Source organism: Winogradskya consettensis (assembly GCF_018332715.1).
GTDB classification, from domain to species: Bacteria; Actinomycetota; Actinomycetes; order Mycobacteriales; family Micromonosporaceae; genus Actinoplanes; species Actinoplanes consettensis.
This window is the reverse complement of sequence record NZ_BOQP01000024.1, coordinates 22,492-42,122: the sequence shown is the minus strand read 5'-3', so window position 1 is coordinate 42,122 and position 19,631 is coordinate 22,492. Positions and strand designations below refer to the sequence as shown.

At 69.7% G+C, this 19,631-nt stretch carries 18 protein-coding genes and 1 pseudogene; 6 read left to right on the top strand and 13 right to left on the bottom strand.

The genetic code is table 11. The annotated features are described in order from the left end of the window. Nucleotides 1-12 precede the first annotated feature (12 nt). Both Aco04nite_RS22680 and Aco04nite_RS22675 read right to left on the bottom strand, forming a co-directional pair. Nucleotides 13-1,587: an LPXTG cell wall anchor domain-containing protein gene (locus tag Aco04nite_RS22680; RefSeq protein WP_212999257.1), complete on the bottom strand. Its 1,575-nt coding sequence runs from the start codon at nucleotides 1,585-1,587 to the stop codon at nucleotides 13-15. Between the two features lie 83 nt (nucleotides 1,588-1,670). After that, nucleotides 1,671-2,579 carry a TIGR03619 family F420-dependent LLM class oxidoreductase gene (locus Aco04nite_RS22675; protein ID WP_212999256.1) on the bottom strand — a complete coding sequence of 303 codons (909 nt, stop codon included), beginning with the start codon at nucleotides 2,577-2,579 and terminating at the stop codon, nucleotides 1,671-1,673. A gap of 306 nt (nucleotides 2,580-2,885) precedes the next feature. Between Aco04nite_RS22675 and Aco04nite_RS22665 the strand changes: the two genes are divergently transcribed. The 3 genes from Aco04nite_RS22665 (at nucleotide 2,886) to Aco04nite_RS22655 (ending at nucleotide 4,975) form a co-directional block, all read left to right on the top strand. Then, nucleotides 2,886-3,773, top strand: coding sequence for an MBL fold metallo-hydrolase (locus tag Aco04nite_RS22665; protein WP_212999254.1), 888 nt, complete (start codon nucleotides 2,886-2,888; stop codon nucleotides 3,771-3,773). Further along, a complete protein-coding gene (locus tag Aco04nite_RS22660) occupies nucleotides 3,688-4,095 on the top strand; it encodes a hypothetical protein (RefSeq protein WP_212999334.1) in 408 nt (135 codons plus the stop codon). The genes Aco04nite_RS22665 and Aco04nite_RS22660 overlap by 86 nt, the downstream gene beginning before the upstream one ends. 175 nt (nucleotides 4,096-4,270) lie before the next feature. Next, nucleotides 4,271-4,975, top strand: a complete 705-nt coding sequence (locus Aco04nite_RS22655; protein ID WP_212999328.1) for an alpha/beta fold hydrolase — start codon at nucleotides 4,271-4,273, stop codon at nucleotides 4,973-4,975. Here Aco04nite_RS22655 and Aco04nite_RS22650 read toward each other — a convergent pair. After that, complete coding sequence (locus tag Aco04nite_RS22650) at nucleotides 4,910-5,833, bottom strand: EamA family transporter (RefSeq protein ID WP_212999253.1); 924 nt, start codon at nucleotides 5,831-5,833, stop codon at nucleotides 4,910-4,912. The two genes, Aco04nite_RS22655 and Aco04nite_RS22650, sit on opposite strands and share 66 nt — an antisense overlap. A 63-nt stretch (nucleotides 5,834-5,896) precedes the next feature. On the opposite strand from Aco04nite_RS22650, the gene Aco04nite_RS22645 reads away from it, so the two are divergent. Further along, on the top strand, nucleotides 5,897-6,373 hold the full coding sequence (locus Aco04nite_RS22645; protein WP_212999252.1) for an Lrp/AsnC family transcriptional regulator: 477 nt from the start codon (nucleotides 5,897-5,899) through the stop codon (nucleotides 6,371-6,373). Between the two features lie 88 nt (nucleotides 6,374-6,461). Continuing rightward, nucleotides 6,462-7,565 (top strand): phospho-N-acetylmuramoyl-pentapeptide-transferase, encoded by a 1,104-nt coding sequence (mraY, locus tag Aco04nite_RS22640; RefSeq protein WP_203841140.1) that lies wholly within the window; start codon nucleotides 6,462-6,464, stop codon nucleotides 7,563-7,565. A gap of 52 nt (nucleotides 7,566-7,617) precedes the next feature. On the opposite strand, the gene Aco04nite_RS22635 is transcribed toward mraY, so the two are convergent. From Aco04nite_RS22635 to Aco04nite_RS22620, 5 genes and pseudogenes are all read right to left on the bottom strand, one after another. Next, the gene (locus Aco04nite_RS22635; RefSeq protein WP_244876206.1) at nucleotides 7,618-8,427 is read right to left on the bottom strand and encodes a hypothetical protein; all 810 of its coding nucleotides are present in this window, start codon (nucleotides 8,425-8,427) and stop codon (nucleotides 7,618-7,620) included. A 111-nt stretch (nucleotides 8,428-8,538) separates the two neighbouring features. Then, nucleotides 8,539-8,664, bottom strand: a pseudogene (locus tag Aco04nite_RS50020) (DUF4236 domain-containing protein); the annotation flags it as partial. Between the two features lie 163 nt (nucleotides 8,665-8,827). Next, nucleotides 8,828-9,724 (bottom strand): aminoglycoside phosphotransferase family protein, encoded by an 897-nt coding sequence (locus Aco04nite_RS22630; RefSeq protein WP_212999250.1) that lies wholly within the window; start codon nucleotides 9,722-9,724, stop codon nucleotides 8,828-8,830. Nucleotides 9,725-9,775: 51 nt separating this feature from the next. After that, entirely contained in the window at nucleotides 9,776-10,468 is a 693-nt protein-coding gene (locus tag Aco04nite_RS22625) for a response regulator (RefSeq protein WP_212999249.1), read from the bottom strand. Beyond that, complete coding sequence (locus tag Aco04nite_RS22620) at nucleotides 10,465-11,619, bottom strand: sensor histidine kinase (RefSeq protein WP_212999248.1); 1,155 nt, start codon at nucleotides 11,617-11,619, stop codon at nucleotides 10,465-10,467. Before Aco04nite_RS22620 ends, Aco04nite_RS22625 begins: the two co-directional genes overlap by 4 nt. A gap of 112 nt (nucleotides 11,620-11,731) precedes the next feature. On the opposite strand from Aco04nite_RS22620, the gene Aco04nite_RS22615 reads away from it, so the two are divergent. After that, entirely contained in the window at nucleotides 11,732-13,267 is a 1,536-nt protein-coding gene (locus Aco04nite_RS22615; protein WP_244876205.1) for a multicopper oxidase family protein, read from the top strand. Here Aco04nite_RS22615 and Aco04nite_RS22610 read toward each other — a convergent pair. The 5 genes from Aco04nite_RS22610 to Aco04nite_RS22590 all read right to left on the bottom strand — a co-directional run bounded on the left by Aco04nite_RS22610 (nucleotide 13,257) and on the right by Aco04nite_RS22590 (nucleotide 19,259). Continuing rightward, nucleotides 13,257-14,264, bottom strand: a complete 1,008-nt coding sequence (locus Aco04nite_RS22610; protein ID WP_212999247.1) for an ABC transporter ATP-binding protein — start codon at nucleotides 14,262-14,264, stop codon at nucleotides 13,257-13,259. The two genes, Aco04nite_RS22615 and Aco04nite_RS22610, sit on opposite strands and share 11 nt — an antisense overlap. Nucleotides 14,265-14,275: 11 nt before the next feature. Further along, nucleotides 14,276-15,361: an ABC transporter ATP-binding protein gene (locus Aco04nite_RS22605; RefSeq protein ID WP_212999246.1), complete on the bottom strand. Its 1,086-nt coding sequence runs from the start codon at nucleotides 15,359-15,361 to the stop codon at nucleotides 14,276-14,278. Nucleotides 15,362-15,389: 28 nt separating this feature from the next. Then, a complete protein-coding gene (locus tag Aco04nite_RS22600) occupies nucleotides 15,390-16,367 on the bottom strand; it encodes an ABC transporter permease (RefSeq protein ID WP_239159395.1) in 978 nt (325 codons plus the stop codon). Nucleotides 16,368-16,429: 62 nt separating this feature from the next. After that, nucleotides 16,430-18,175, bottom strand: coding sequence for an ABC transporter substrate-binding protein (locus Aco04nite_RS22595; RefSeq protein WP_212999245.1), 1,746 nt, complete (start codon nucleotides 18,173-18,175; stop codon nucleotides 16,430-16,432). A 61-nt stretch (nucleotides 18,176-18,236) separates the two neighbouring features. Then, on the bottom strand, nucleotides 18,237-19,259 hold the full coding sequence (locus tag Aco04nite_RS22590) for an ABC transporter permease (RefSeq protein ID WP_244876204.1): 1,023 nt from the start codon (nucleotides 19,257-19,259) through the stop codon (nucleotides 18,237-18,239). Nucleotides 19,260-19,631 lie beyond the last annotated feature (372 nt).

Below are 19,631 nucleotides of genomic sequence, written 5' to 3'. Positions count from 1 at the left end.
GCTTGGCGGCGGTCAGGCCTCGAAGCGGGACTTCCGGCGGCGGGTGACCAGGAACGCCACCACCCCGCCGGCGATCAGCAGCGCCCCGGCCACCCCGATGACCGCGGCGTTCGCCCCGGTGATGGGCAGCGTGCCGCCACCTCCCTCGCCGCCGGACCCGCCGCCGTCACCGTCCGGTGTGGTGCCGCCGGGCGTGGTCCCGCCGGGCGTGGTCCCGCCGGGCGTGGCCGTGTTCCGCACCGGCCGGCCGATCAGGATGTCCGCGGTGTTGTCGGTGGTGTTCGTCTCCGGGGGCTGGGCGAGGTAGATCAGGTTCTCCTTGACGGTCACCCAGCCGGTGAGCGGACCCGCCCTGTCGATGCGCAGCGTGAACGGCCAGGTGACGCTCTCGCCCTTGTCGGTGAACGTCTCCGCGCGCCAGGTCGGGATCCGGCAGACGTAGTACGAGCCGGAGCCCTCGCACTCCTCGGGTGACTTCGTGACGGTGGTGCCCGCCGGAATGATGACGGCGGCCTCGGCGGCGGGGTTGTAGCTGATGAGCATCGACGGCCCGAGGTTCTTGAGCCCCAGCCGGGCGGTCACGGTGTCGCCGACCTCGCCGGTCAGCTCGGCGCCCACGGCGGTGACGTTCGCGGTCTGCTTGCCGTGGACCTCGAAGAACACCCGTTCCCCGGCGGGGCCGGCCGTCTGTGGCAGCGCGGCCTTGGCGGTGGCGGCTCGTGCCACCAGTTTCAGGGTGCCGGCGTCACCCTTCTTCGCGTCCTGCGCCATGACGATGTCGACGTAGTCGCGGCTGTCGGCCGGCGTCTGCCACGCGAGGAAGGATTCGAACACGTAGGGCGCGGGGATCTCCGGGGAGATCCGCAGCACCGGCTTCTCGGCGGCGTCGTACGTCCTGCCGGGCTCCAGCGTCTGATCGAAATGGCAGTACGCCCGCCTGGTGCCGTACCAGCAGTTCGAGTACTTCTTCACCGCCGCGAGCCGCGCGTCGATGTCGAAGAACGCGTCGACACCCGTCACGGGGACCGTTCCGGGGTTGCTGATGCTCATCGCCATGGCGACGGTGTCACCCGGCTCGACGTCGAACGCCTGGCCCTGCTCGCCGGGGACGGCGAGCTCGGCCTCCTGCGTCAGCACGACCTTCGCGGTCTTGGTGAGCGTGCCCAGCTCGCGCGACGTGATCCGCAGCGTGGCCGACCCCTCGGCGCCGGCGACAGCACCGGGCACGGGTTGGTAGGACAGCGTCACGAAGTTGGTCCACACGGTGGTGACGGTGCCCTCGGCGCAGGTGATCAGGGCATCGGTGAACGTGCAGCCGTCCTGGTCGTCCGCGAAGGCACGCCGGACCGTGGCGACACCGGCGAGCCCGGAGGTGTCGATGGTCGCCGTGAGGTCGTGCAGCAGGCGCGGCTTGCGACCCAGGTCCAGCCCGGCGGCCTGCAGGCTGCCCCGCACCTCCGGCACGAGCGACAGGTGGTCGAAGTCCACCGTGACCCCGTCGGGCGGTGGCGCGGCGAACGCCGGAAGCGGTGCTGCGAGAGCGGCCAGGACGAGCCCGGCCACTCCTGCGGCGAGTTTGCGGATCACTGGGTGGTCCTCCCGGTCTATCGATGCCGGGCGATCATAGGAAAACCCAGGGTGCCAGGGCGCCCTGGGTGATCAAAACGGCTCTAACCGGCGCGCATGAGGTCGAGGAACCTACCGGCGATGTCGAGCATCTCCGAGCGCGTGCGGACGGTGAGGGTCAGGTCGATGAACACCTCGTCCGCCCGGGCCTCCAGCGCGTACGCGGCGATCTGCTCGAGGGTGCCGCGGGCCGGGACCTGCGCGGGGTCGACGGGCTCGGCGGTGAGGCGCGGGTTGAGGCGCTGGACCATCCGGAGCGTGCCGGGCTCCCGGCCGTACTCCTCGGCCTCGCCCTTGATCTTTTCCCAGAGACCGTGCAGGTAGGGCAGGGGCATGCCCACCGCGAGCCAGCCGTCGGCCCGGCGGGCGACGCGGGACAGGGCCGGTCCGGTGAAGCCCCCGAGCAGGATCGGCGGTCGCGGTCGCTGCACCGGTTTCGGCCGGATCGAGCTCTCGGGTACGCGGTAACGGGCCCCCTCGTGCGCGACGACATCACCGCCCCAGATCTTCCCCAGCAGGTCGAGAATCTCGTCGAGCCGTTCGCCCCGGTCCGTCCACGGGACCCCGGCCGCGGTGTACTCGTCGCTGAGCCAGCCCAGCCCGAGCCCCACCTCGAGGCGTCCCTCGCTGAGCACGTCGAGCGTGGTCAGCGTCCGGGCCAGCAGCACCGGCGGGTACCAGGGGGCGTTGAGCGTGCTCGTGCCGAGCCGCAGCCGGGTCGTCGCCGCCGCCGCGAACGTCAGCGCGGTCAGCGGGTCGAGGTAGACGTCCATCTCCGCGGGCATCGTCCCGTCGCCGCCGGGGTAGCGGTCGCTGGGGTCGACCGGTGACAGCAGCCGGTCCCCGGTCCACAGGCTGTCGTAGCCCATCGCCTCCGCGGCACGGCTGACCTCGGTGATGTCGCCGGGGCCGGTCAGCGCGCCGTAGTGGGGCAGGTTGATGCCGATCCGCATGGGCGTCCCTTCGCGCAGCACTGTGGACCGACACCCTAGTGGTTACGCCGAGGACGCCGTGCAGAACACCTGGCTGAGGCTGCTCGAACACCTGAGAAGGCGACGGCCTCGGCGCGTACGCCTGGCACTGAACCCCTGGCTCCTGCGGGGTCAGGCACTTATGGGCGTGACACGACAACACCGATGATGAGATCTTGGGCGGGTGATGGAAGCCGACGCGGTCCGCCGGGCGAAGGTCCTGCTCGCCTCGAATCGCCAGGAGCGTTACCGGGAACTGCGCGACGCCGAGCGACGCCGCATCGGCTCATGACCGGCTTCCGGGAGATCGCCGACCGCGTGTACGTCATGCGGTACCCGGTGCTGGACGTCAACGTCACGCTGGTGACCTCGCCCGGGGCGGCGCTGGTCGTCGACACGCTGTCCACCGCGGCGCAGGCCGGTGAGCTGGCCGATGCGATCCGCGGGATCACGCGCGATCCGTTGATCATCGTGAACACGCACCATCACTTCGATCACTGTTTCGGCAACGCGACGCTGGCCGGGGCCGGCGTGCCGATCTGGGCGCACGAGGACGCCGTGCGGGAGTTGCGCGAACGGGCGGGGAGCCTGCCACAGGACCTGTACGAGCGGTGGCTGCCGAGCGAGCCGGAACTGGCGGCGGGGCTTGCCGAGGTCACCGTACGGGTGCCCGATCGGCTCGTGGGTGCCCGCGCGACCGTCGACGTGGCCGGGCGTGCCGTGGCGCTGCACCATCTCGGGCGCGGGCACACCGGGGGCGACCTGGTGGTCCACGTGCCCGACGCCGGGGTGACGCTCGCCGGTGACCTGGTGGAGCAGGGCGCACCACCGTCGTACGGCGACGACTCGTACCCGCTGGAGTGGCCGGACACCGTGGCCGCGATGCTCCGCCTGGTCCCGCCGGACGGCATCGTGGTGCCGGGGCACGGCGCACCGGTGGACCGCGCGTTCGTGCGCGCACAGCACGAGCAACTCGGCGAGCTGGAACGGCTGATCCGCGAGGGCCACGCCGACGGCGCCGGCGTCCTGGACGTGGCGGCCCGCTCACCCTTCGGGGCCGAGGCGTCGCTGACCGCGGTGCGGCGCGGATATGCCTCGGTTCCTGGCCGGTGGCCTGGCTTTCGCCCTTGCGATATGGGGGCTGGCCCGGTCGCAGGAGCGGCGCCTGTTCGGTGATCTGAGCGAACGCGAGCGCACGGCGGCGGTCGAGGCCGTCCGTGCGGCGCGGCCGCCGGAGGACACGCGGCTCGGTGCTGCCGCGGTGCGTCTGGCGACCGGGTGGGCCACATCGCGGACGCGTCCCGTGCACCAGATCCTCGCCTTCGGGTTCTTCCTGGTGCTGTCGGTCTACGTGGCGATCACGGTGACGCCGTGGGGCTGGTTCGGCCTCGTGTTCTGGCCGCTCGTGGCCTGGCTGACGGTGCGCAACGAGCGGCGGCAGCAACGTGTCGCCGAGCGCTACCTCGCCCAGCTGGGTGATAACGTGCGGTGTCCGTGACCGCACCTGAGGAGGTGAGACCCATGACCGGTAATGCGAAGTGGGTGCTCCTCCCTGCCGTCACGGCCGGGCGACCGATGTAGGTGTCGCCGGGAGCACCCCGACCTGTGGGCACTCCCGAAAGGCATCACCCGTGCATTCTCTGCAATTCACCGCCGAGTCCTCCGTGAACGGCATGCTGTCCCGCGACTTCACCGTGGGTGACGTCCCCGGCGTGCTCTGGTCGCCGGCTGTCACCACGGTCGACCACACACCGTTGGTGCTGATGGGCCACGGCGGCGGCACCCACTGCAAGCACCCGTCGATGACCGGCCGGGCCCAGCTCCTCGTGGCCGGCTTCGGTTTCCACGTCGCCGTCATCGACGCCCCGGGTCACGGCGACCGGCCGCGGACGGCACACGACGAGAAAGAGATCGCCGAACTGTTCCGGACCAGGGCGGCGGGCGAGCCGGAAGGCCCGATCGTCGTCCGTTACAACGCATATCTCGCTTCACTGGCAGTGCCTGAATGGCGGATGACATTGGACGCTCTGCTGGCACTCGGCGATTACGGGCCGGTCGGGTACTTCGGGCTGAACATGGGCACTGCTGTCGGCGTACCCCTCGTAGCGGTTGAACCCAGGATTGTCGCCGCGGTCTTCGGTCAGCACTGGCCCGACGCCCTGGCCGAGGCGGCGAAACAGATCACCGTCCCGATCGAATTCGACCTGCAATGGGACGACGAGCACATTCCGCGCGAGGCCGGGCTGGCGTTGTTCGACGCTTTCGGCTCGGAGGAGAAGACGTTGCACGCCAACGCGGGCAGGCACAAGGACCTACCCCGGTTCGAGGCGGACAGCGCGGTCCGCTTCCTCGCCAGGCACCTGATCCGGACGACCTGACGGTGCGTGCTCCTGTTTCTCCTGGTGCAGCGCCACGCCGGCGATGACCAGGACGACGCCGACCGTCTCCGCGAGTGCCGGGATCTGGGTCAGGACGATGATGCCGACGACGGTGGCTGTCGCCGGGAGCAGGGAGACCATCAGGGAGTAGGTGGCGCGGGGGAGCCGGGCCATGGCGAGCTGGTCGCTGACGTACGGGATGACGGAGGAGCAGATGCCCACCCCGGCGGCAGCGGCCAGCGCGACCGGGTCCAGGAACGCGGGCGCCGCCTGCCAGGCTCCGACGGGCAGGGCGATGACCGCGGCGATCAGCATCGAGAGCCCGAGACCGTCGATGCCTGACATGCGCGGGCTGCGCGCGACGCGGTGCCCGAGCACGATGTAGAGCGCGAACAGTACGGCGTTGGCGGCGGCGAAGGCGAGACCCAGCGGCTCGGCGACCAGGCGTACGTCGGTGAGAAGGTACACCCCTGCCGCCGCGACGACCAGGGCGAGGGCGTTGCGGCGGGTCCGGGCGGCCAGGGCGGCGAGGGCGATGACCGGCAGGAACTCGATCGCGGCGACCGTACCCAGGGGAAGGCGGTCGATCGCCAGGTAGAACACGCTGTTCATGACCGCGAGCACAGCCGCCCACCGGATCAGCAGCCGGCGCCCGGGGCGGTCGAGCCGTCCCCACAACCGCCACGGCCGGCGCCACACCGCGAACACCAGCGCGGCGCTCGCGATGCGCAGCCACGCCACGCCCAGCACGTCGATGCGGGCGAACAACAGGACGGCCAGTGCCGGGCCGAGATAATGGAACACCGCGCTCACCACGAAATACACGTGCGGCGGCAACCGCTGAGCAATTATCGCCATGCGTCTATTCTCGAAAGGCCGGCAGCGTTGCACCAGAGACATTCGAAGGTGGGAGCGCGAAAAATGACCTCACGAGAAACCAGAACGGCGAACGGCTTTCCTCTTCTCGACGAGACCAACACCCGCCTGCTCACCGAGCTCGGCGCCGACCCTCGGGCCACCGCCGCCGAGCTGGCCCGCCGGGTGGGTATGTCCGCTCCCGCCGTCCGTGAACGCCTCGCCCGGCTCGAGGAGACCGGCGTCATCCGCGGCTACCGCCTCGACATCGACCCCGCCGCGCTCGGCCTCCCCGTCGCCGTCTGGGTCCGTATCCGCCCCGGGCCCGGCCAGCTCACCAGGATCGCCGAACTGGCCGCCCGGACCCCGCAGGTCAGCGAATGCCACCGCGTCTCCGGCGAGGACTGCTTCCTGATCAAGGTCCACGTCCCGGCCATCGAGGACCTCGAACCGGTCCTCGACCAGTTCCTGCTGCACGGCCAGACCCACAGCTCGTTCGTGGTCTCCACCCCGGTCCCACCCCGTACCCCTGCCGCCCCCTGACGGGGCGAACCGGCCGGATGGCAAGATCGTGCCCCATGACCGTTGATGCTGACCTGTCCGGCACGCATTGCCGCGTGGAGGCCCGCCCGTGAGAGCGGTCATCGTCGCGGCGGGAGTCGCGTTCATCGTCTCCCTGTTCCTGACACCGGTGGCGATCCGGGTCTTCGGCGCGCTCAAGGCCGGGCAGCCGATCCGCTCCCTCGGGCTCGCCTCGAACGAGGGCAAGAAGGGCACCCCGCCGATGGGCGGTGTCGTGTTCATCGTGGCGACCCTGCTCGCCTATGTCGCCGGGCACCTGGCGCTGACCACGCTGCCCGAGCGGCAGATCGCGCAGGAGCAGCCGACCATGACGGCCGTCGTCCTGCTCGGCCTGTTCGTCTTCTGCGGAGCGATCGGCTTCGTCGACGACCTGCTCAAGGTCCGCAAGCGCAACTCCGACGGCCTGTCCGCCAAGGGCAAACTGCTCGGCCAGGCGATCGTCGCCACCGGGTTCGGCATCGCCGCCCTCTACGTGACGAGCACCAACGGCCAGACCGTGGCCAGCGAGCACATCTCGTTCATCCAGGACATCAGCTGGCTCGACGTCGGCAAGGTCGGCTCGGTGATGGTCTTCGTCTTCGTCATCACCGCGATGTCGAACGGCGTGAACCTCACCGACGGCCTCGACGGCCTGGCCACCGGCGTGTCGACCCTGGTCCTCGGCGCCTACGCGTTGATCGGCTACTGGCAGTACAGGCACTGGTGCGCCGACGAGACGTACGCCCGCGCCACCGACTACTGCTACCAGGTCCGCGACCCCCTCGAGATCGCCATGATCGCAGCCGCGGCGGCCTGCGCCTGCGTGGGCTTCCTGTGGTGGAACACATCCCCGGCCCGGATCTTCATGGGCGACGTCGGCGCGCTCGGCCTCGGCGCCCTGATCGGCGGTCTCGCGATCGCCACCCGCACCACGCTGCTCTCGATCCTGATCGGCGGGCTCTTCGTCATCATCACGGTGACCTGGATCATCCAGATCGTCTCGTTCAAGACCACCGGCAAACGCGTCTTCCGCATGGTGCCCCTGCACCACCACTTCGAGCTCGCCGGCTGGAGCGAGGTCAACATCGTGATCCGCTTCTGGATCATCTCCGGCGTCTGCGTAGCGGTCGGCCTGGGCCTCTTCTACTCGGACTTCCTGGCAACCGTCGGATAGCGCCACGCCACAGGCAGGGGCATCCTGTGTCGTCCTCCTGTTTGTGGGGGCGTCAGCGCATCCGGTTGAGCGATTCGGCGAGCGACGCCGCGACGTCGGCCCGCGAGAAGTCCCAGACCATGAGGAGCCCCTGCGGACCGGTGAGGGTCAGGCGACCGTACAACATGATCGGCAGTTGCCTGTTGTTCTTGAACCGGCGGTCCGGACCACCGGACTTGTTGGCGTACTGCCAGGTCGTTCCCACGCAGGGCGCGTCCGTGGGCGGAGTCTCGGTCTCGATGAAACGCTGAGGCTGCACGTGGGCGTTGATCGCGGCGTAGGGCAGGTCGGCGTAGTGGCGACCGTGGCGAATGAGCACTCTGTCGGGGAGGAAGTACACGGAACGGCCGGTGCCGTGCAGGCTGGGCACGGCGATGTTCGTGACCAGAACGGGTGGCCCGGCCAGGTCCAGGGAGCCCAGGCTTCGGCGGATCAGCGATCCGGCACCAGCATTCACTTTCTGCTGGTACGGAGTGTGCAGCGCGCCTTCCGCCTCAGCGTGCCACACTCGCTGGACCCGGCTGACAAAGCCGCCGCTCCCCGTGAATCGCTCGTAGTTCGCCGCCGGTGTGTCGTCGACCTGATAGAAAACCACGACTGACCGCCGCGCAAGATCTCGCTGCCGGAGCCACAACACCGCGGGCACGCCGGCCACGGCGAGTATGAGCCCGTACGGCGCGGTGACCAAGGCCAGCAGGGCGATGGCAGCCGTTAGCCAAGGCCACATCCATCGCCGCTGAGCTGCCGTCCGGATCTGGTTGACCAGGTCGGACGGGTGGACCGCGACAAGGTGCTGCACAGGCGTGCCGGACAGCTCCCGCATGATCACCCCGTCGGGACGAACCGATGGCGGTGCGGAGGGCTGCCAACCGCGCGATGACGGGACAGGTGCTTGGCTGCCGAAGTAGGTGGTCCCGAGGCCCGCGACCCGGATGTAATTGCCGCGAGGGCCGGTGCCGACACGGAATCCCGGAATGCCGGCAGATACGCCGAGGCCGGATGGCGAGAGGTTGAACCGGAAGGGTCCCGCCTTCAGACTGGTTCGCAGATAGAAGCCCACGGAGCATCCTCGTGTCGTCACTGAATGTGCCGTGTCACGATATGTATTCGCTCGGATCGCGAGAATCGGCTTCCTGGATAAGGCACTCGCTCTGAACAGGCCGTAACCACTACTGAAGGTCTACTGCGGTCTGTCTCGTGACGATGTAGAGGGGCGCATCTCCTTACGGTAGGCGGGTCTGTCCGAGAGCGCTGATGGCGTCGGCTGCTGCGAGCATCTGGGTGCCGATCGGCTGGAGTCCGATGCCGACGGCGAGAAGGCCCGTTGATACGCGTTCGACCACGCCCCATTCCCAGATGGCTGTGGGGTTGAGGCCTGTTCGGGCGGCCAGCCAGTGGGCGCGGTCCCAGGGGTTGGCCTGGAGGAGTTCGACGGGGTCCTCGCGCATGAGGATGCCCAGGTCGTATTCGGGTTCGGCGAGGAGGCCGTCCGGGTCGACCAGTTTCCAGCCGGCTCCGGCCCGCAGGGCGTTCCACTGGTGGACGTCGCCGTGGACCAGGACCGCGCGGGCGTCGTCGTGGGCGGCGATTCTGCGGTCGGCGCAGGCCAGGGCGTGGTTGACCGTACGCACGGAGCACGGCCGCCCCAGCTCCTCCCATCGCCGGGCGATGTGGTCCCGCAGCCAGGCCCCTTTCTCCGCGCCGGTCCGTAATCCCGAGGCCGGGCGCCACACCTGCTGGGCCAGGTCGGTGAGGATGGCGAGCCGCGTGGTCAGCGGCAGCGACGTGGAGGCCATCGAGGGCCCCAACCGTTCGAGCAGCAGCGCCGAGCGATCGACGTCGGAGCGCAGCAGCCGCGCGAGGCCCGAACCTCCGGCCAGCCGCAGCACCGTGATCTCGTCCTGCGCGGCCCTCTGGCGCGGCACGAGCAGTTTCAGCACCGCCCGTGTCCCGTCGCCGAGAGTGACGGGTGCTACGAACGCCTCGGTCGCGTCCTCGTAGGCCGGGCCCACGCTGAAGTCCCACTCGGCGCTCAGCGACGCGACCAGCGACGGCAGGCCGGTGAGCCACGCGGTCGCGCCGGCGCCCCGCGCCTTGGCTGTTACCACCTCGGGGATCATCAAGAGGTCACCACCTGGGGGATCATCAAGAGAGAGTCACCTCGGGGATCATCATGAGGTCGATGGTGGCATGAGGGGGTCGCCCGGGCGGACCAGGCCGCTCTGGTAGGCGATCACGACGAGCTGGGCCCGGTCGCGGGCGCCGAGTTTCATCATCGCGCGGTTGATGTGGGTCTTCACGGTCAGCGGGGACACGTAGAGCTGTTCGGCGATCTCGTCGTTGGACAGGCCCGCCGCGACCAGGGCCATGATCTCGCGTTCGCGTTCCGTGAGGGCGGTGAGCTGCGCCGGGGCGGCCAGCGGGCCGGGGCCGGGCTGGGCCAGGAAGCGGGTGATGAGGGTGCGGACGGCCCTGGGGGAGAGCAGGGCCTCACCGCGGGCGACGAGGCGGATGGCGTCCTGCAGGTCGGCCGGCTCGACGCTCTTGCTGAGGAAGCCGCTGGCCCCCGCGCGCAGGGCCCGCAGGACGTTCTCGTCGAGCTCGAACGTGGTCAGGATCAGGACCCGCACGCCGGCCAGGTCCTCGTCAGCGGTGATGGCGCGGGTGGCTTCGATGCCGTCCATCTCGGGCATGCGGATGTCCATCAGGATCACGTCGGCGCGGGTGGTGGCGGCCAGGTCGACCGCCTCGCGGCCGGTGGTCGCCTCCCCGACGACCTCGAGGTCGGGGGCGCTGTCGACCAGGACCCGGAAGCCCGCGCGGATCAGGGTCTGGTCATCGGCGAGCAGGACTCTGATCGTCATGCGGTGTCCTTCGGGAACGGGAGGTGGGCGTCGACCGTGAACGTGCCGCCGGGGTCCGGGCCCGCGCGGACCGTGCCGCCGATGGAGCTGACCCGCTCGCGCAGGCCGATCAGGCCGTGGCCGGTCCCGCTGACCGGAGCCCGCGTCGCACCGGACGCGTTGACCACCTCGATGGCCAGACCCTGCGGGGAATACGCCAGCAGCAGCCGCGCCGTGGCCGTGCTCCCGTGCTTGTGCGCGTTGGTCAGGGCTTCCTGGATGATCCGGTAGGCCGCGAGATCCATCGCCGACGGGAGCGGCCGGGGCTCGCCGTCGTGCCGCCGTTCGACGTGGAGCCCGGCGGCGGTGAACGACTCCAGCAGGTGCGGGAGGCGGCTCAGCCCGGGCGGCGGGGCGGTCTCGTCGAACCCGTCCGGCGACGTGGAGCGCAGCACGGCGAGAACCGTGCCGAGCTCGGCCAGCACCGTGCGCGCCGACTGCCGGACGTGGGTGAGGGCCTGCTCGGCCTGGTCGGGCTGCTCGCGGAGCAGGTGCACGGCGACACCGACCTGGACGTTGATGACGGCGATGTGATGGGCGACGACGTCGTGCAGGTCGCGGGCGATGCGCAGGCGTTCCTCCACGACCCGGCGCAGGGCCTCCTCCTCGCGGCCGTGCTCGGCCTGCCGGGCCCGCTCCTCGCTGACCCGCAGCTGGGCGCGGCGGCTGCGGACCGCGTCCCCGACGGCGGCCGCGGCGACACCCCAGGCGACGATCGTGGCGTTGAGCGGATCCGTCCAGCTGCGCCCGGCACCGATGACCACCGCGACGTAGACGGTCACCACCGTGACGGTCCCGGCTGCGACGGCGATGCGCCGGCTGGTGCGCGACGCCACCGTGTAGGTGCCGATGACGCTCGCCGCGAGCAGCGGGCCGGCCAGCGCCGCGTGCAGATTGAACGCCGCGGAGGCGACCGTGATCCCGCCGAAGACCGGCAGCGTCCACCGGCGGCGGGCGGTGATCAGCAGCACTGCCAGCACTGCGGTCACCAGGTCCTCCACGTCGAGGGAGTGGGCGGGCCCGAACCGGTGGGCGAGCAGGACGACGGCGACCACGGCGAGGCCCAGTGCCGCGTCCATGAAGAAAGGGCGGAGGAGCCCTTGTTCTGCCATGGACGGAACGCTATCGAAGGAGACCCTGGGCCGCGTCGTCCATCAGTAGTACAAGGGATCTACTGCCGAGGGATGACGCGGATTACCGAACCCGCCCGCGATCGTCGTCGCCATGACAGACCTACGTGGACTCACCCGGCGGCGCGTGCTCCAGGCCGGGGGCACGGTGGCGCTGATATCGGCGGCCGGCTGTGACAGCACCAGCAAGAGCGCGAAGACCGACATGCTCACCTCGGCCGCGAAACTCCCCGAGCCGTTCACCGCGAAGCTGCCGATCCCGCCGGTCAAACGCCCGTCCCGCAGCACCGGCGACACCGACCATTACGAGCTCACCGCCCGCGAGGCGAGCATGGAGATCCTGCCCGGACTGCGTACCCCCATCATGGGTTATGACGGCATCTTCCCCGGACCGACGATCAAGGCCCGCAAGGGCCGCCGGACCGTGGTGCACTACCGCAACCAGCTCGGCGTGCCGACCGTCATGCACCTGCACGGCGGGCACACCCCGGCGGACAGCGACGGGTTCCCCACCGACCTGGTGCTCCCGGTGGCCGGCGGTTCCGGCTACGCGGACCAGGCCGTGGGCGGCACGACCAGCGCGGGCACCCGTGACTACACGTATCCGGTGAACCAGCGCGCGGCCACGCTCTGGTACCACGACCACCGGATGGGGTTCACCGGCCCGCAGGTGTGGCGTGGGCTGGCCGGGTTCTTCCTGATCACCGATGACGAGGAGGACGAGCTCCCGCTGCCGCGCGGCGACCGGGACGTCCCGCTGATGATCACCGACCGGGCGTTCGAGGCGGACGGCGCGCTGAGGTATCCGGCGATGGACCCGCACCTGGTCAGCATGCCGGGGATCGACGCGGCGCACATGAACGGTGCGATCGGCGACGTCATCCTGGTCAACGGGGCGCCGTGGCCGCAGCTCGAGGTCGAGGCGGTCCGCTACCGGTTCCGGATCCTGAACGCGTCCAACGCTCGCCGCTACGAGCTGACCCTCGACCCGCCGGCCCCGCTCACGCAGATCGGCTCGGACCAGGGCCTCCTGGCGGCGCCGGTCGAGCACAGCACGATCACGGTCGCGCCGGCCGAGCGCTATGACGTGATCGTCGACTTCTCGGCGTACCCATCAGGCTCGAAGGTTGTTCTGAAGAACGGGGACGGGAACGTCATGCGGTTCGTGGTGGGGCGCGCGGCCACCGACGACAGCGCGATCCCGGCGCGGCTCAGCTCGATCGAACCGCTGCCGCGCAGTGCCGCGACGACGCGTCCGTGGATGTTCCGCCAGGGCAAGGTCACGAGCATGGGGGAGGAGACGGACGGCTGGATCATCAACGGCCGCGAGTTCGACCCGCAGCGGATGGACGCGACCCCGCGCCTCGGCGACGTGGAGATCTGGCGCTTCGGCTCCGACGGGCACCACCCCGTGCACGTCCACCTGTCGCCGTTCCAGGTGATCTCCCGCAACGGCGGCCCGCCCGGGCCGGGCGACCACGGCTGGAAGGACACCGTCGACCTGAGCCCGCACGAACTGGTCGAGGTGGCGATCCGCTTCGACGACTACGACGGCCGCTACCTCGTGCACTGCCACAACCTGGAGCACGAGGACATGGCGATGATGGCGACGTTCAGAGTCAGCCGGTGAGCTGGGCCGCGAAGTGGCACGCCACCTGCTGACCCGGGGCCCGCTCGTCGAGCTGTGGCTCCTGGATCGCGCAGATGTCCTGGGCCTTCCAGCACCGGGTGCGGAACCGGCAGCCCGACGGCGGGTCGACCGGGCTGGGGACGTCCCCGCTGAGCCGGATCCGCCGGCGCGGCGGGATGCCCCGGACCACGCCGATGTCGGGCACGGCGGAGAGCAGGGCCTGGGTGTACGGATGCTGCGGCGCCTCGTACAGCGCGTCCCGGGGCCCCTCCTCGACGACCCGTCCCAGGTACATGACGGCGACCCGGTCGCAGAAGTGCCGGACCACCCCGAGGTCGTGGGCGATGAAGACGAACGCGATGCCGAGTTCCTTGCGCAGGTTCTCGAGCAGGTTCATGACCTGCGCCTGGATCGACACGTCCAGCGCGCTGACCGGCTCGTCGGCGACGATGACCTTCGGGCGCGCGGCCAGCGCCCGGGCGATGCCGATGCGCTGGCGCTGCCCGCCGGAGAATTCGTGCGGATAGCGGTTGTAGTGCTCGGGGTTCAGCCCGACGAGTTCGAGGAGCTCCTGCACCCGCTTGAGCTCACCGCTGCGGGGGACCATGTCATGGGTACGCAGCGCCGTGCCGACGATCGTCCCGACGGTGTGCCGCGGGTTCAGAGACGAGTATGGATCCTGGAAGATCAGCTGGATCTCACGCCGGTAGGGCCGCAGCCGGCGCTGGGACAGGTGCGCGATGTCGGTGCCTTCGTAGAGGATCCGTCCCGCGGTCGGTTCCAGCAGCCGCGTGATCAGCCGGGCCGTCGTCGACTTGCCGCAGCCGGACTCGCCGACCAGCCCGAGTGTCTCACCGGGGGCGAGCGTGAGGTCGACGCCGTCGACTGCGCGTACCCACTGCTTGCGCCGTGCCAGCAGGCCGTCGCCCTTGATCGGGAAGTGCATCTGGAGGCCGTCGAGCCGCAGCAGCGGCGTGCCGGTCGTGTCGGTGGTCATCGCGTCGTCCCTCACGGCAGCCGGGGCAGGATCTCGATCTGATACACCCGGTCCGGGTCCACCAGATGGCAGCGCGACAGCCGGCCGGTGTCGGCCGTGCGCGGGACCAGGTCGGGGTGCACCGTGGTGCAGCGCTCGCCGCCGACCCGGTCGCGGAACTCGCAGCGCGGGTGGAACGGGCATCCGCTCGGGACGTCGAGGAGGCTCGGCGGGCTGCCCGGGATCGGGTGCAGCGGCGCGGGTTCCCCGGAAAGAGCGGGAAGGCTTTCCAGCAGGCCCCATGTGTACGGGTGGAGCGGCGCGCCGAGCACCTTGCCGACCGGGCCGTGCTCGACCGCGTTGCCGGCGTACATGACCAGGACGTCATCGGCGACCTCGGCCACCACGCCGAGGTCGTGCGTGATGAACACGACCGCGGAGCCGAAGTCGCGTTGCAGATCGCCGATGAGGTCGAGGATCTGCGCCTGGACGGTGACGTCGAGCGCGGTGGTCGGCTCGTCGGCGATGAGCAGTTTCGGGTCGTTGACCAGCGCCATCGCGATCATCGCGCGCTGGCGCATGCCGCCGGAGAACTCGTGCGGGTAGCTGCTGATCCGCCGTTGCGGGTTGGGGATGCCGACCCGGCCGAGCATGTCGATCGCCTGCGCCTTGGCCACGCGTTTCGACACCTTGTGGTGCGCCCGGTACGACTCCATGATCTGGTCACCGATCGTGAAGTACGGGTGCAGCGACGACTGCGGGTCCTGGAAGATCATCGCCGCGTCGGCACCCCGGTAACGGCGCAGCTCGTCGGCGGACATCCCGACCACCTGCTTGCCGCCGACCTTGATCGAGCCGGTGATCCGGGTGCCGCGCGGGTCGTGCAGCCCCAGCACCGCCATGCTGGACACGCTCTTGCCGGAGCCGGACTCCCCGACGATCGCCAGGGTCCGGCCCAGCGGCAGCGAGTAGCTGAGGCCCTGGACGGCGTCGACCGTTCCGTCCGCGGTGGGGAACTGCACCCGCAGATCGGAGACCTCCAGGTACGCCTCCCCGGTCGCCGCCGCGCGCGGTGTGCGTACCACCGTGTCGGGTCCCCGCAGGGTCTGGTCGCTCATCGTGACGCCTCGCGATCGGTAAGGGGGGTCATCCGAGCCGCACCCGGGGGTCGAGGACCGTGTAGACGATGTCCACGACGAGGTTCATGACGACCAGCACCACGGAGCCGAGCAGGACGCAGCCCATCAGCACCGGCAGGTCGTACTGGTTGAAGGCGCGCAGGGTGAGCACGCCGATGCCGGGCAGGCCGAAGATCTGCTCGGTGAAGATCGCGCCGGTGAGCTGCCCGGCCAGGTCGATGCCGAAGATCGTCACCACCGGGGTCAGGGCGGCGCGCAGCCCGTGCCGGTAGACCACCCGGCGTTCGCTGATGCCCTTGGACCGGGCGGTGCGCACGAAGTCCTGCCCCAGCGACTCGATCATCGACGCCCGCGAGTACCGCGTGTACGCGGCCGCGTTGGTCAGGCCCAGGGTCAGCCACGCGGCGACCAGCCCGCTCGCCCACAGCAGCGGATTGCTGAGCAGCGGGTGGTACTCCGAGTGCGGCAGGACCGTGACGTAGAGCGCGACCAGGACCGCGACCACGAAGTACGGGATCGAGTTGATCACGATGGAGGAGCCGATCAGCGCCCGGTCGAGGGTGCCGCCGCGGCGCTGCGCGGACAGCGTCCCGAACAGCACGCCGAAGAAGAGGTAGACGACGGCGCCGCCGAGCACGATGGACACCGTCACGGGCAGCGCCTGCGCCAGCAGCTTGGTGACGGGCTGACCCAGCGTGTACGAGTAGCCGAGGCACGGAGCGTCGCAGTGCTGCACGACGCCGCTGGTCGTGTAGTCCCGCCCGACCAGGATGCCCTTCATGTAGCCGCCGATCTGCTCGATCGGGGGCTCGTCGAGGCCGAGGCTGGAGCGGATCTCGGCGAGGCGGTCCGCGTTGCAGCGGGTGCCGCAGATCGTGCCGGCCGGGTCGGTCGGGGCGAGGAAGAACAGCGCGAAGCTGGCCACCAGCGTGACGACGACGACGGAGATCGCGCTCACTACGCGTTTCAGGATGTAGAGCAGCACCGCGGGGACTCCAGGTGAAAGAGCCGTGGCGGCCCGGTGGGGACCGGGCCGCCACGGGGTTGTCAGCTCTTCAGGTAGATGTCGTAGAACGCCGGCATACCGGCACCGGGGTCGCCCTGGGCGCCACCGACGTTCGTCCCGACGACGATGCCCATCTTGGTGTAGTAGAACGGGATCGCGAGGTACTTCTCCATCATCGCCTGGTCGAGCCCGGCCCACTTCGAGACGGCCTGGTCGGCCGGCATGTTCGCCACCGCGTCGATCTGTGCGTCCACGGTCTTGTCCTGCTGCATGCCCCAGCTGGTCTGGTCGGCGACGCTGTGCGACTCGAACATGACCGGCAGCCAGGAGCCACCGCTCGGCCAGTCGGAGCACCAGCCACGCGGGCCCTGCGCCATGTTGACCGGCGCGGAGTAGTCCGAGATCTTGGTACGCAGGTCGGCGGTCGTGACACCGATCGCCTTGACCTTGAAGCCCGCCGCGGTGAGCGCGTCGGCGCGGACCTGGCTGACCTGCTGCGAGATCGGCTTGGTGTTGTCGTAGTACCAGCTCACCTCGAAGCCGGTCTTGCCGGCGGCCGCCAGCAGCGCCTTCGCACCCGCGGCGTCACCGGTGCCGGTGCCGGACAGGTCGGTCACCGCCGGGTACGCCTGGTAGCCGGGGACGCCGGGCGGCATGAACGTGCTGGCCTTCTGGCCGATGAGATCGCTGACCCCGGCGGCCTTCCAGGTCTGGTCGTACGGCCACGCCTTCGCGATCGCCTTGCGGACCTCGAGCGGGATCTTCGTCGTGTCCATCTGCCACACGTAGGTGCAGGGGCTCTCGCCCGACACGAGCTGGGCCTTCTTGTCGCCGGTCACCTGCGGTACGAGCGTGCTGTCCACGTCGGCGTAGTTCAGCGCGCTCGCGTCGGGGCCGTTGCTGTTGAGGACCTGCTGCTGGGTCTTGACGTCCTCGCCACCCCACTTGAAGTCGTAGCCGTCGACGTAGTTGTGCCGCGCCGCGTCGGTGTTCGCGTCCCAGTTGGGGTTCTTCTTCAGCTTCAGCTCGACGCCCGGGGTGTACGTGTCGAACTCGTACGGTCCGGTCGAGATCGGCTTGTTCTTGTAGTCGGCCTTGGTGTCCTTCGCCTGCGGGATCGGCGAGAACAGCGGGAACGTCATGAAGAACGGCAGGTCGGCGAACGCGCGGGTCAGGTGGATGACCAGCGTGTCGGTGCCCTGCGTCTCGACGCCGTCGAACTTGTCGCCGCCTGCGACGTACGGTCCCTTGTAGGTGTCGCCGCCCTTGAAGTACTGCATCTGGTACGCGGGGCCGTTGGGGTACAGGTCACGGGCGAAGGACCGCTTGATCGCGTACGCGAGATCCTCGACCTTGACCTCGCTGCCGTCCTGGTACTTGATGCCCGGCTGCATCTTGAACGTCCAGGTCAGCTTGTCGTCCGAGACGCTGCCGACGTCGGTGAGGTCGGGCACGAGCACCGACTTGCCGTCGCGGACCACGAACTGCGTCGGGGTGCGGTAGAGCAGCCGCCCGATGGCCAGCGAGTCGGAGTAGTAGGTGTCGGTCGGGTCGAACGTGTTCGGCGTGCTCGCGGAGTAGACGGTCAGCGTGCCGCCGTTCTTCGCACCCGGCACGGCGGCGGCGGGGCCCTTCGCGGCCGCGTCGATCGACGAGGTCTGCGTGGTGATCGCGCCGTTGCCGGAATCCGGCTTGTTGCCGTTGTTGGACGACGGGCTGCCGCAGCCCGTGAGCCCCAGGGCCACGACGGCGGTCGCCGCCACAGCCGCTTTGTAACGCCTCGCCATTGTTCCTCTTCTCAACACTGTCACCAGGAAGGGCGTAGCTACCGTCACCGTCGGGCTACCGTCACCGTCGGGTGCGGGGATCGAAGGCATCGCGGACCGAGTCGCCGAGCAGGCTGAGCGCCACGACGAGCACGGTGATGCCGAGCACGGGCAACCACAGGTAGAGCGGGTCGGCCCGGTAGAAGCTCTGGGCGGCGGAGATCGTCACGCCCCAGGAGGGTGTCGGCTCGGTCAGCCCGACACCGAGGTACGTCAGACCGGCCTCGACGACGATGTACGAGGGCAGCGCCATGGACGTCGACACCACGATCGGCGCGACGAGGTTGGGCAGCAGTTCCTTGAAGAGCACCTTGCTGGTCGGTACGCCGAGCACGCGGGCCGCCGCGATGAACTCCCGCTCCCGCAACGACAGCACCTCACCGCGGATCAGCCGCGCCAGCCCCGCCCAGCCGAACAGCGACAGCACCAGGATCAGCGAGATGAACCGCACCCGTGACACCTGGTCGACCGAGGCGCCGTCCGCCGGCCCGACGAAGATCGACAGCAGCACCGCCGGCACCGCGATCGCGAAGAGCAGGTACGGCAGGCTCAGCACGAAGTCGATGACCCAGGAGAGGATCCGGTCGGTCCAGCCGCCCGCGAACCCGGCGACGAGCCCGACGACGACCCCGAGCAGCGACGTGATGATCGTGACCGACGTGGCGACGATCAGCGACGGGCGCGACCCGTAGACCCACCGGGCGAACAGGTCCCGGCCGAGGCGGGGCTCGACGCCGAACCAGTGCTCGCTCGTCGGGCCGATCGTCGGGAAGCCGTAGTCGTCGACGAGCTCCTGGTGGTACGCGGTGGGGGACTGGCCCTCCAGCTTCGCCAGCAGCGGCGCGAAGATCGCGATCAGCACGAAGAACAGGAAGATGGCGCCGCAGATCACCGCGACCCGGTCCGTGCGGAGCCGGGCGAACGCGATGGCCGTCGGGGACTTGCCCCGGGTGCGCACCGGCCGGCTCGGCGAGCTCGCGGCCGGCTCGGCGGGCCGGGCCCCCTCGATCAGCGGTTCCACGCGGTGGATCACCTCCGTCGGCATGCCACCGCCACGCGCCCTGCGTGCCGGTTCCTCGATGCCGCGACGGAAACGTAGTCCGCAAGATCGTCATGAGAAATGGTTTGACATATCGAACGGATAACGGCACGGGGTCGCCATTTCGTTCACGTTTCCTTTTTGTTTTCGCCACTATCGCGCCCGTTACGAGTTGCTGCATGGTGCAGCCAGATGGGCAGAAATACGGACAATCTTTACATCGATCGGCTCCAGCAGGAGAAAATCCTGTGATTCTGCGTTCGGGCGGGATGAATTACGCCCACCCCGTGGGCATGCTTGCCAAGGTGCAAGGAAAGTTAATAGAGATGCATCGCTATTGTTCGCCCAATCCTAAAAGGACGCCAGGCGGTGCCGAGG

Excerpts from the sequence above, each read along its gene's own strand:
- Aco04nite_RS22675 (WP_212999256.1), bottom strand. The coding sequence starts at position 2,579 with ATGCGGATCGGCATCAACCTGCCCCACTACGGCGCGCTGACCGGCCCC.
- Aco04nite_RS22620 (WP_212999248.1), bottom strand. The coding sequence starts at position 11,619 with ATGGCAGAACAAGGGCTCCTCCGCCCTTTCTTCATGGACGCGGCACTG.
- Aco04nite_RS22625 (WP_212999249.1), bottom strand. The coding sequence starts at position 10,468 with ATGACGATCAGAGTCCTGCTCGCCGATGACCAGACCCTGATCCGCGCG.
- Aco04nite_RS22595 (WP_212999245.1), bottom strand. The coding sequence starts at position 18,175 with ATGGCGAGGCGTTACAAAGCGGCTGTGGCGGCGACCGCCGTCGTGGCC.
- Aco04nite_RS22605 (WP_212999246.1), bottom strand. The coding sequence starts at position 15,361 with ATGAGCGACCAGACCCTGCGGGGACCCGACACGGTGGTACGCACACCG.
- Aco04nite_RS22610 (WP_212999247.1), bottom strand. The coding sequence starts at position 14,264 with ATGACCACCGACACGACCGGCACGCCGCTGCTGCGGCTCGACGGCCTC.
- Aco04nite_RS22655 (WP_212999328.1), top strand. The coding sequence starts at position 4,271 with ATGCTGTCCCGCGACTTCACCGTGGGTGACGTCCCCGGCGTGCTCTGG.
- Aco04nite_RS22630 (WP_212999250.1), bottom strand. The coding sequence starts at position 9,724 with ATGATCCCCGAGGTGGTAACAGCCAAGGCGCGGGGCGCCGGCGCGACC.
- Aco04nite_RS22615 (WP_244876205.1), top strand. The coding sequence starts at position 11,732 with ATGACAGACCTACGTGGACTCACCCGGCGGCGCGTGCTCCAGGCCGGG.
- Aco04nite_RS22650 (WP_212999253.1), bottom strand. The coding sequence starts at position 5,833 with ATGGCGATAATTGCTCAGCGGTTGCCGCCGCACGTGTATTTCGTGGTG.
- Aco04nite_RS22660 (WP_212999334.1), top strand. The coding sequence starts at position 3,688 with ATGCCTCGGTTCCTGGCCGGTGGCCTGGCTTTCGCCCTTGCGATATGG.
- Aco04nite_RS22590 (WP_244876204.1), bottom strand. The coding sequence starts at position 19,259 with ATGCCGACGGAGGTGATCCACCGCGTGGAACCGCTGATCGAGGGGGCC.
- Aco04nite_RS22645 (WP_212999252.1), top strand. The coding sequence starts at position 5,897 with ATGACCTCACGAGAAACCAGAACGGCGAACGGCTTTCCTCTTCTCGAC.
- Aco04nite_RS22635 (WP_244876206.1), bottom strand. The coding sequence starts at position 8,427 with ATGCGGGAGCTGTCCGGCACGCCTGTGCAGCACCTTGTCGCGGTCCAC.
- Aco04nite_RS22665 (WP_212999254.1), top strand. The coding sequence starts at position 2,886 with ATGACCGGCTTCCGGGAGATCGCCGACCGCGTGTACGTCATGCGGTAC.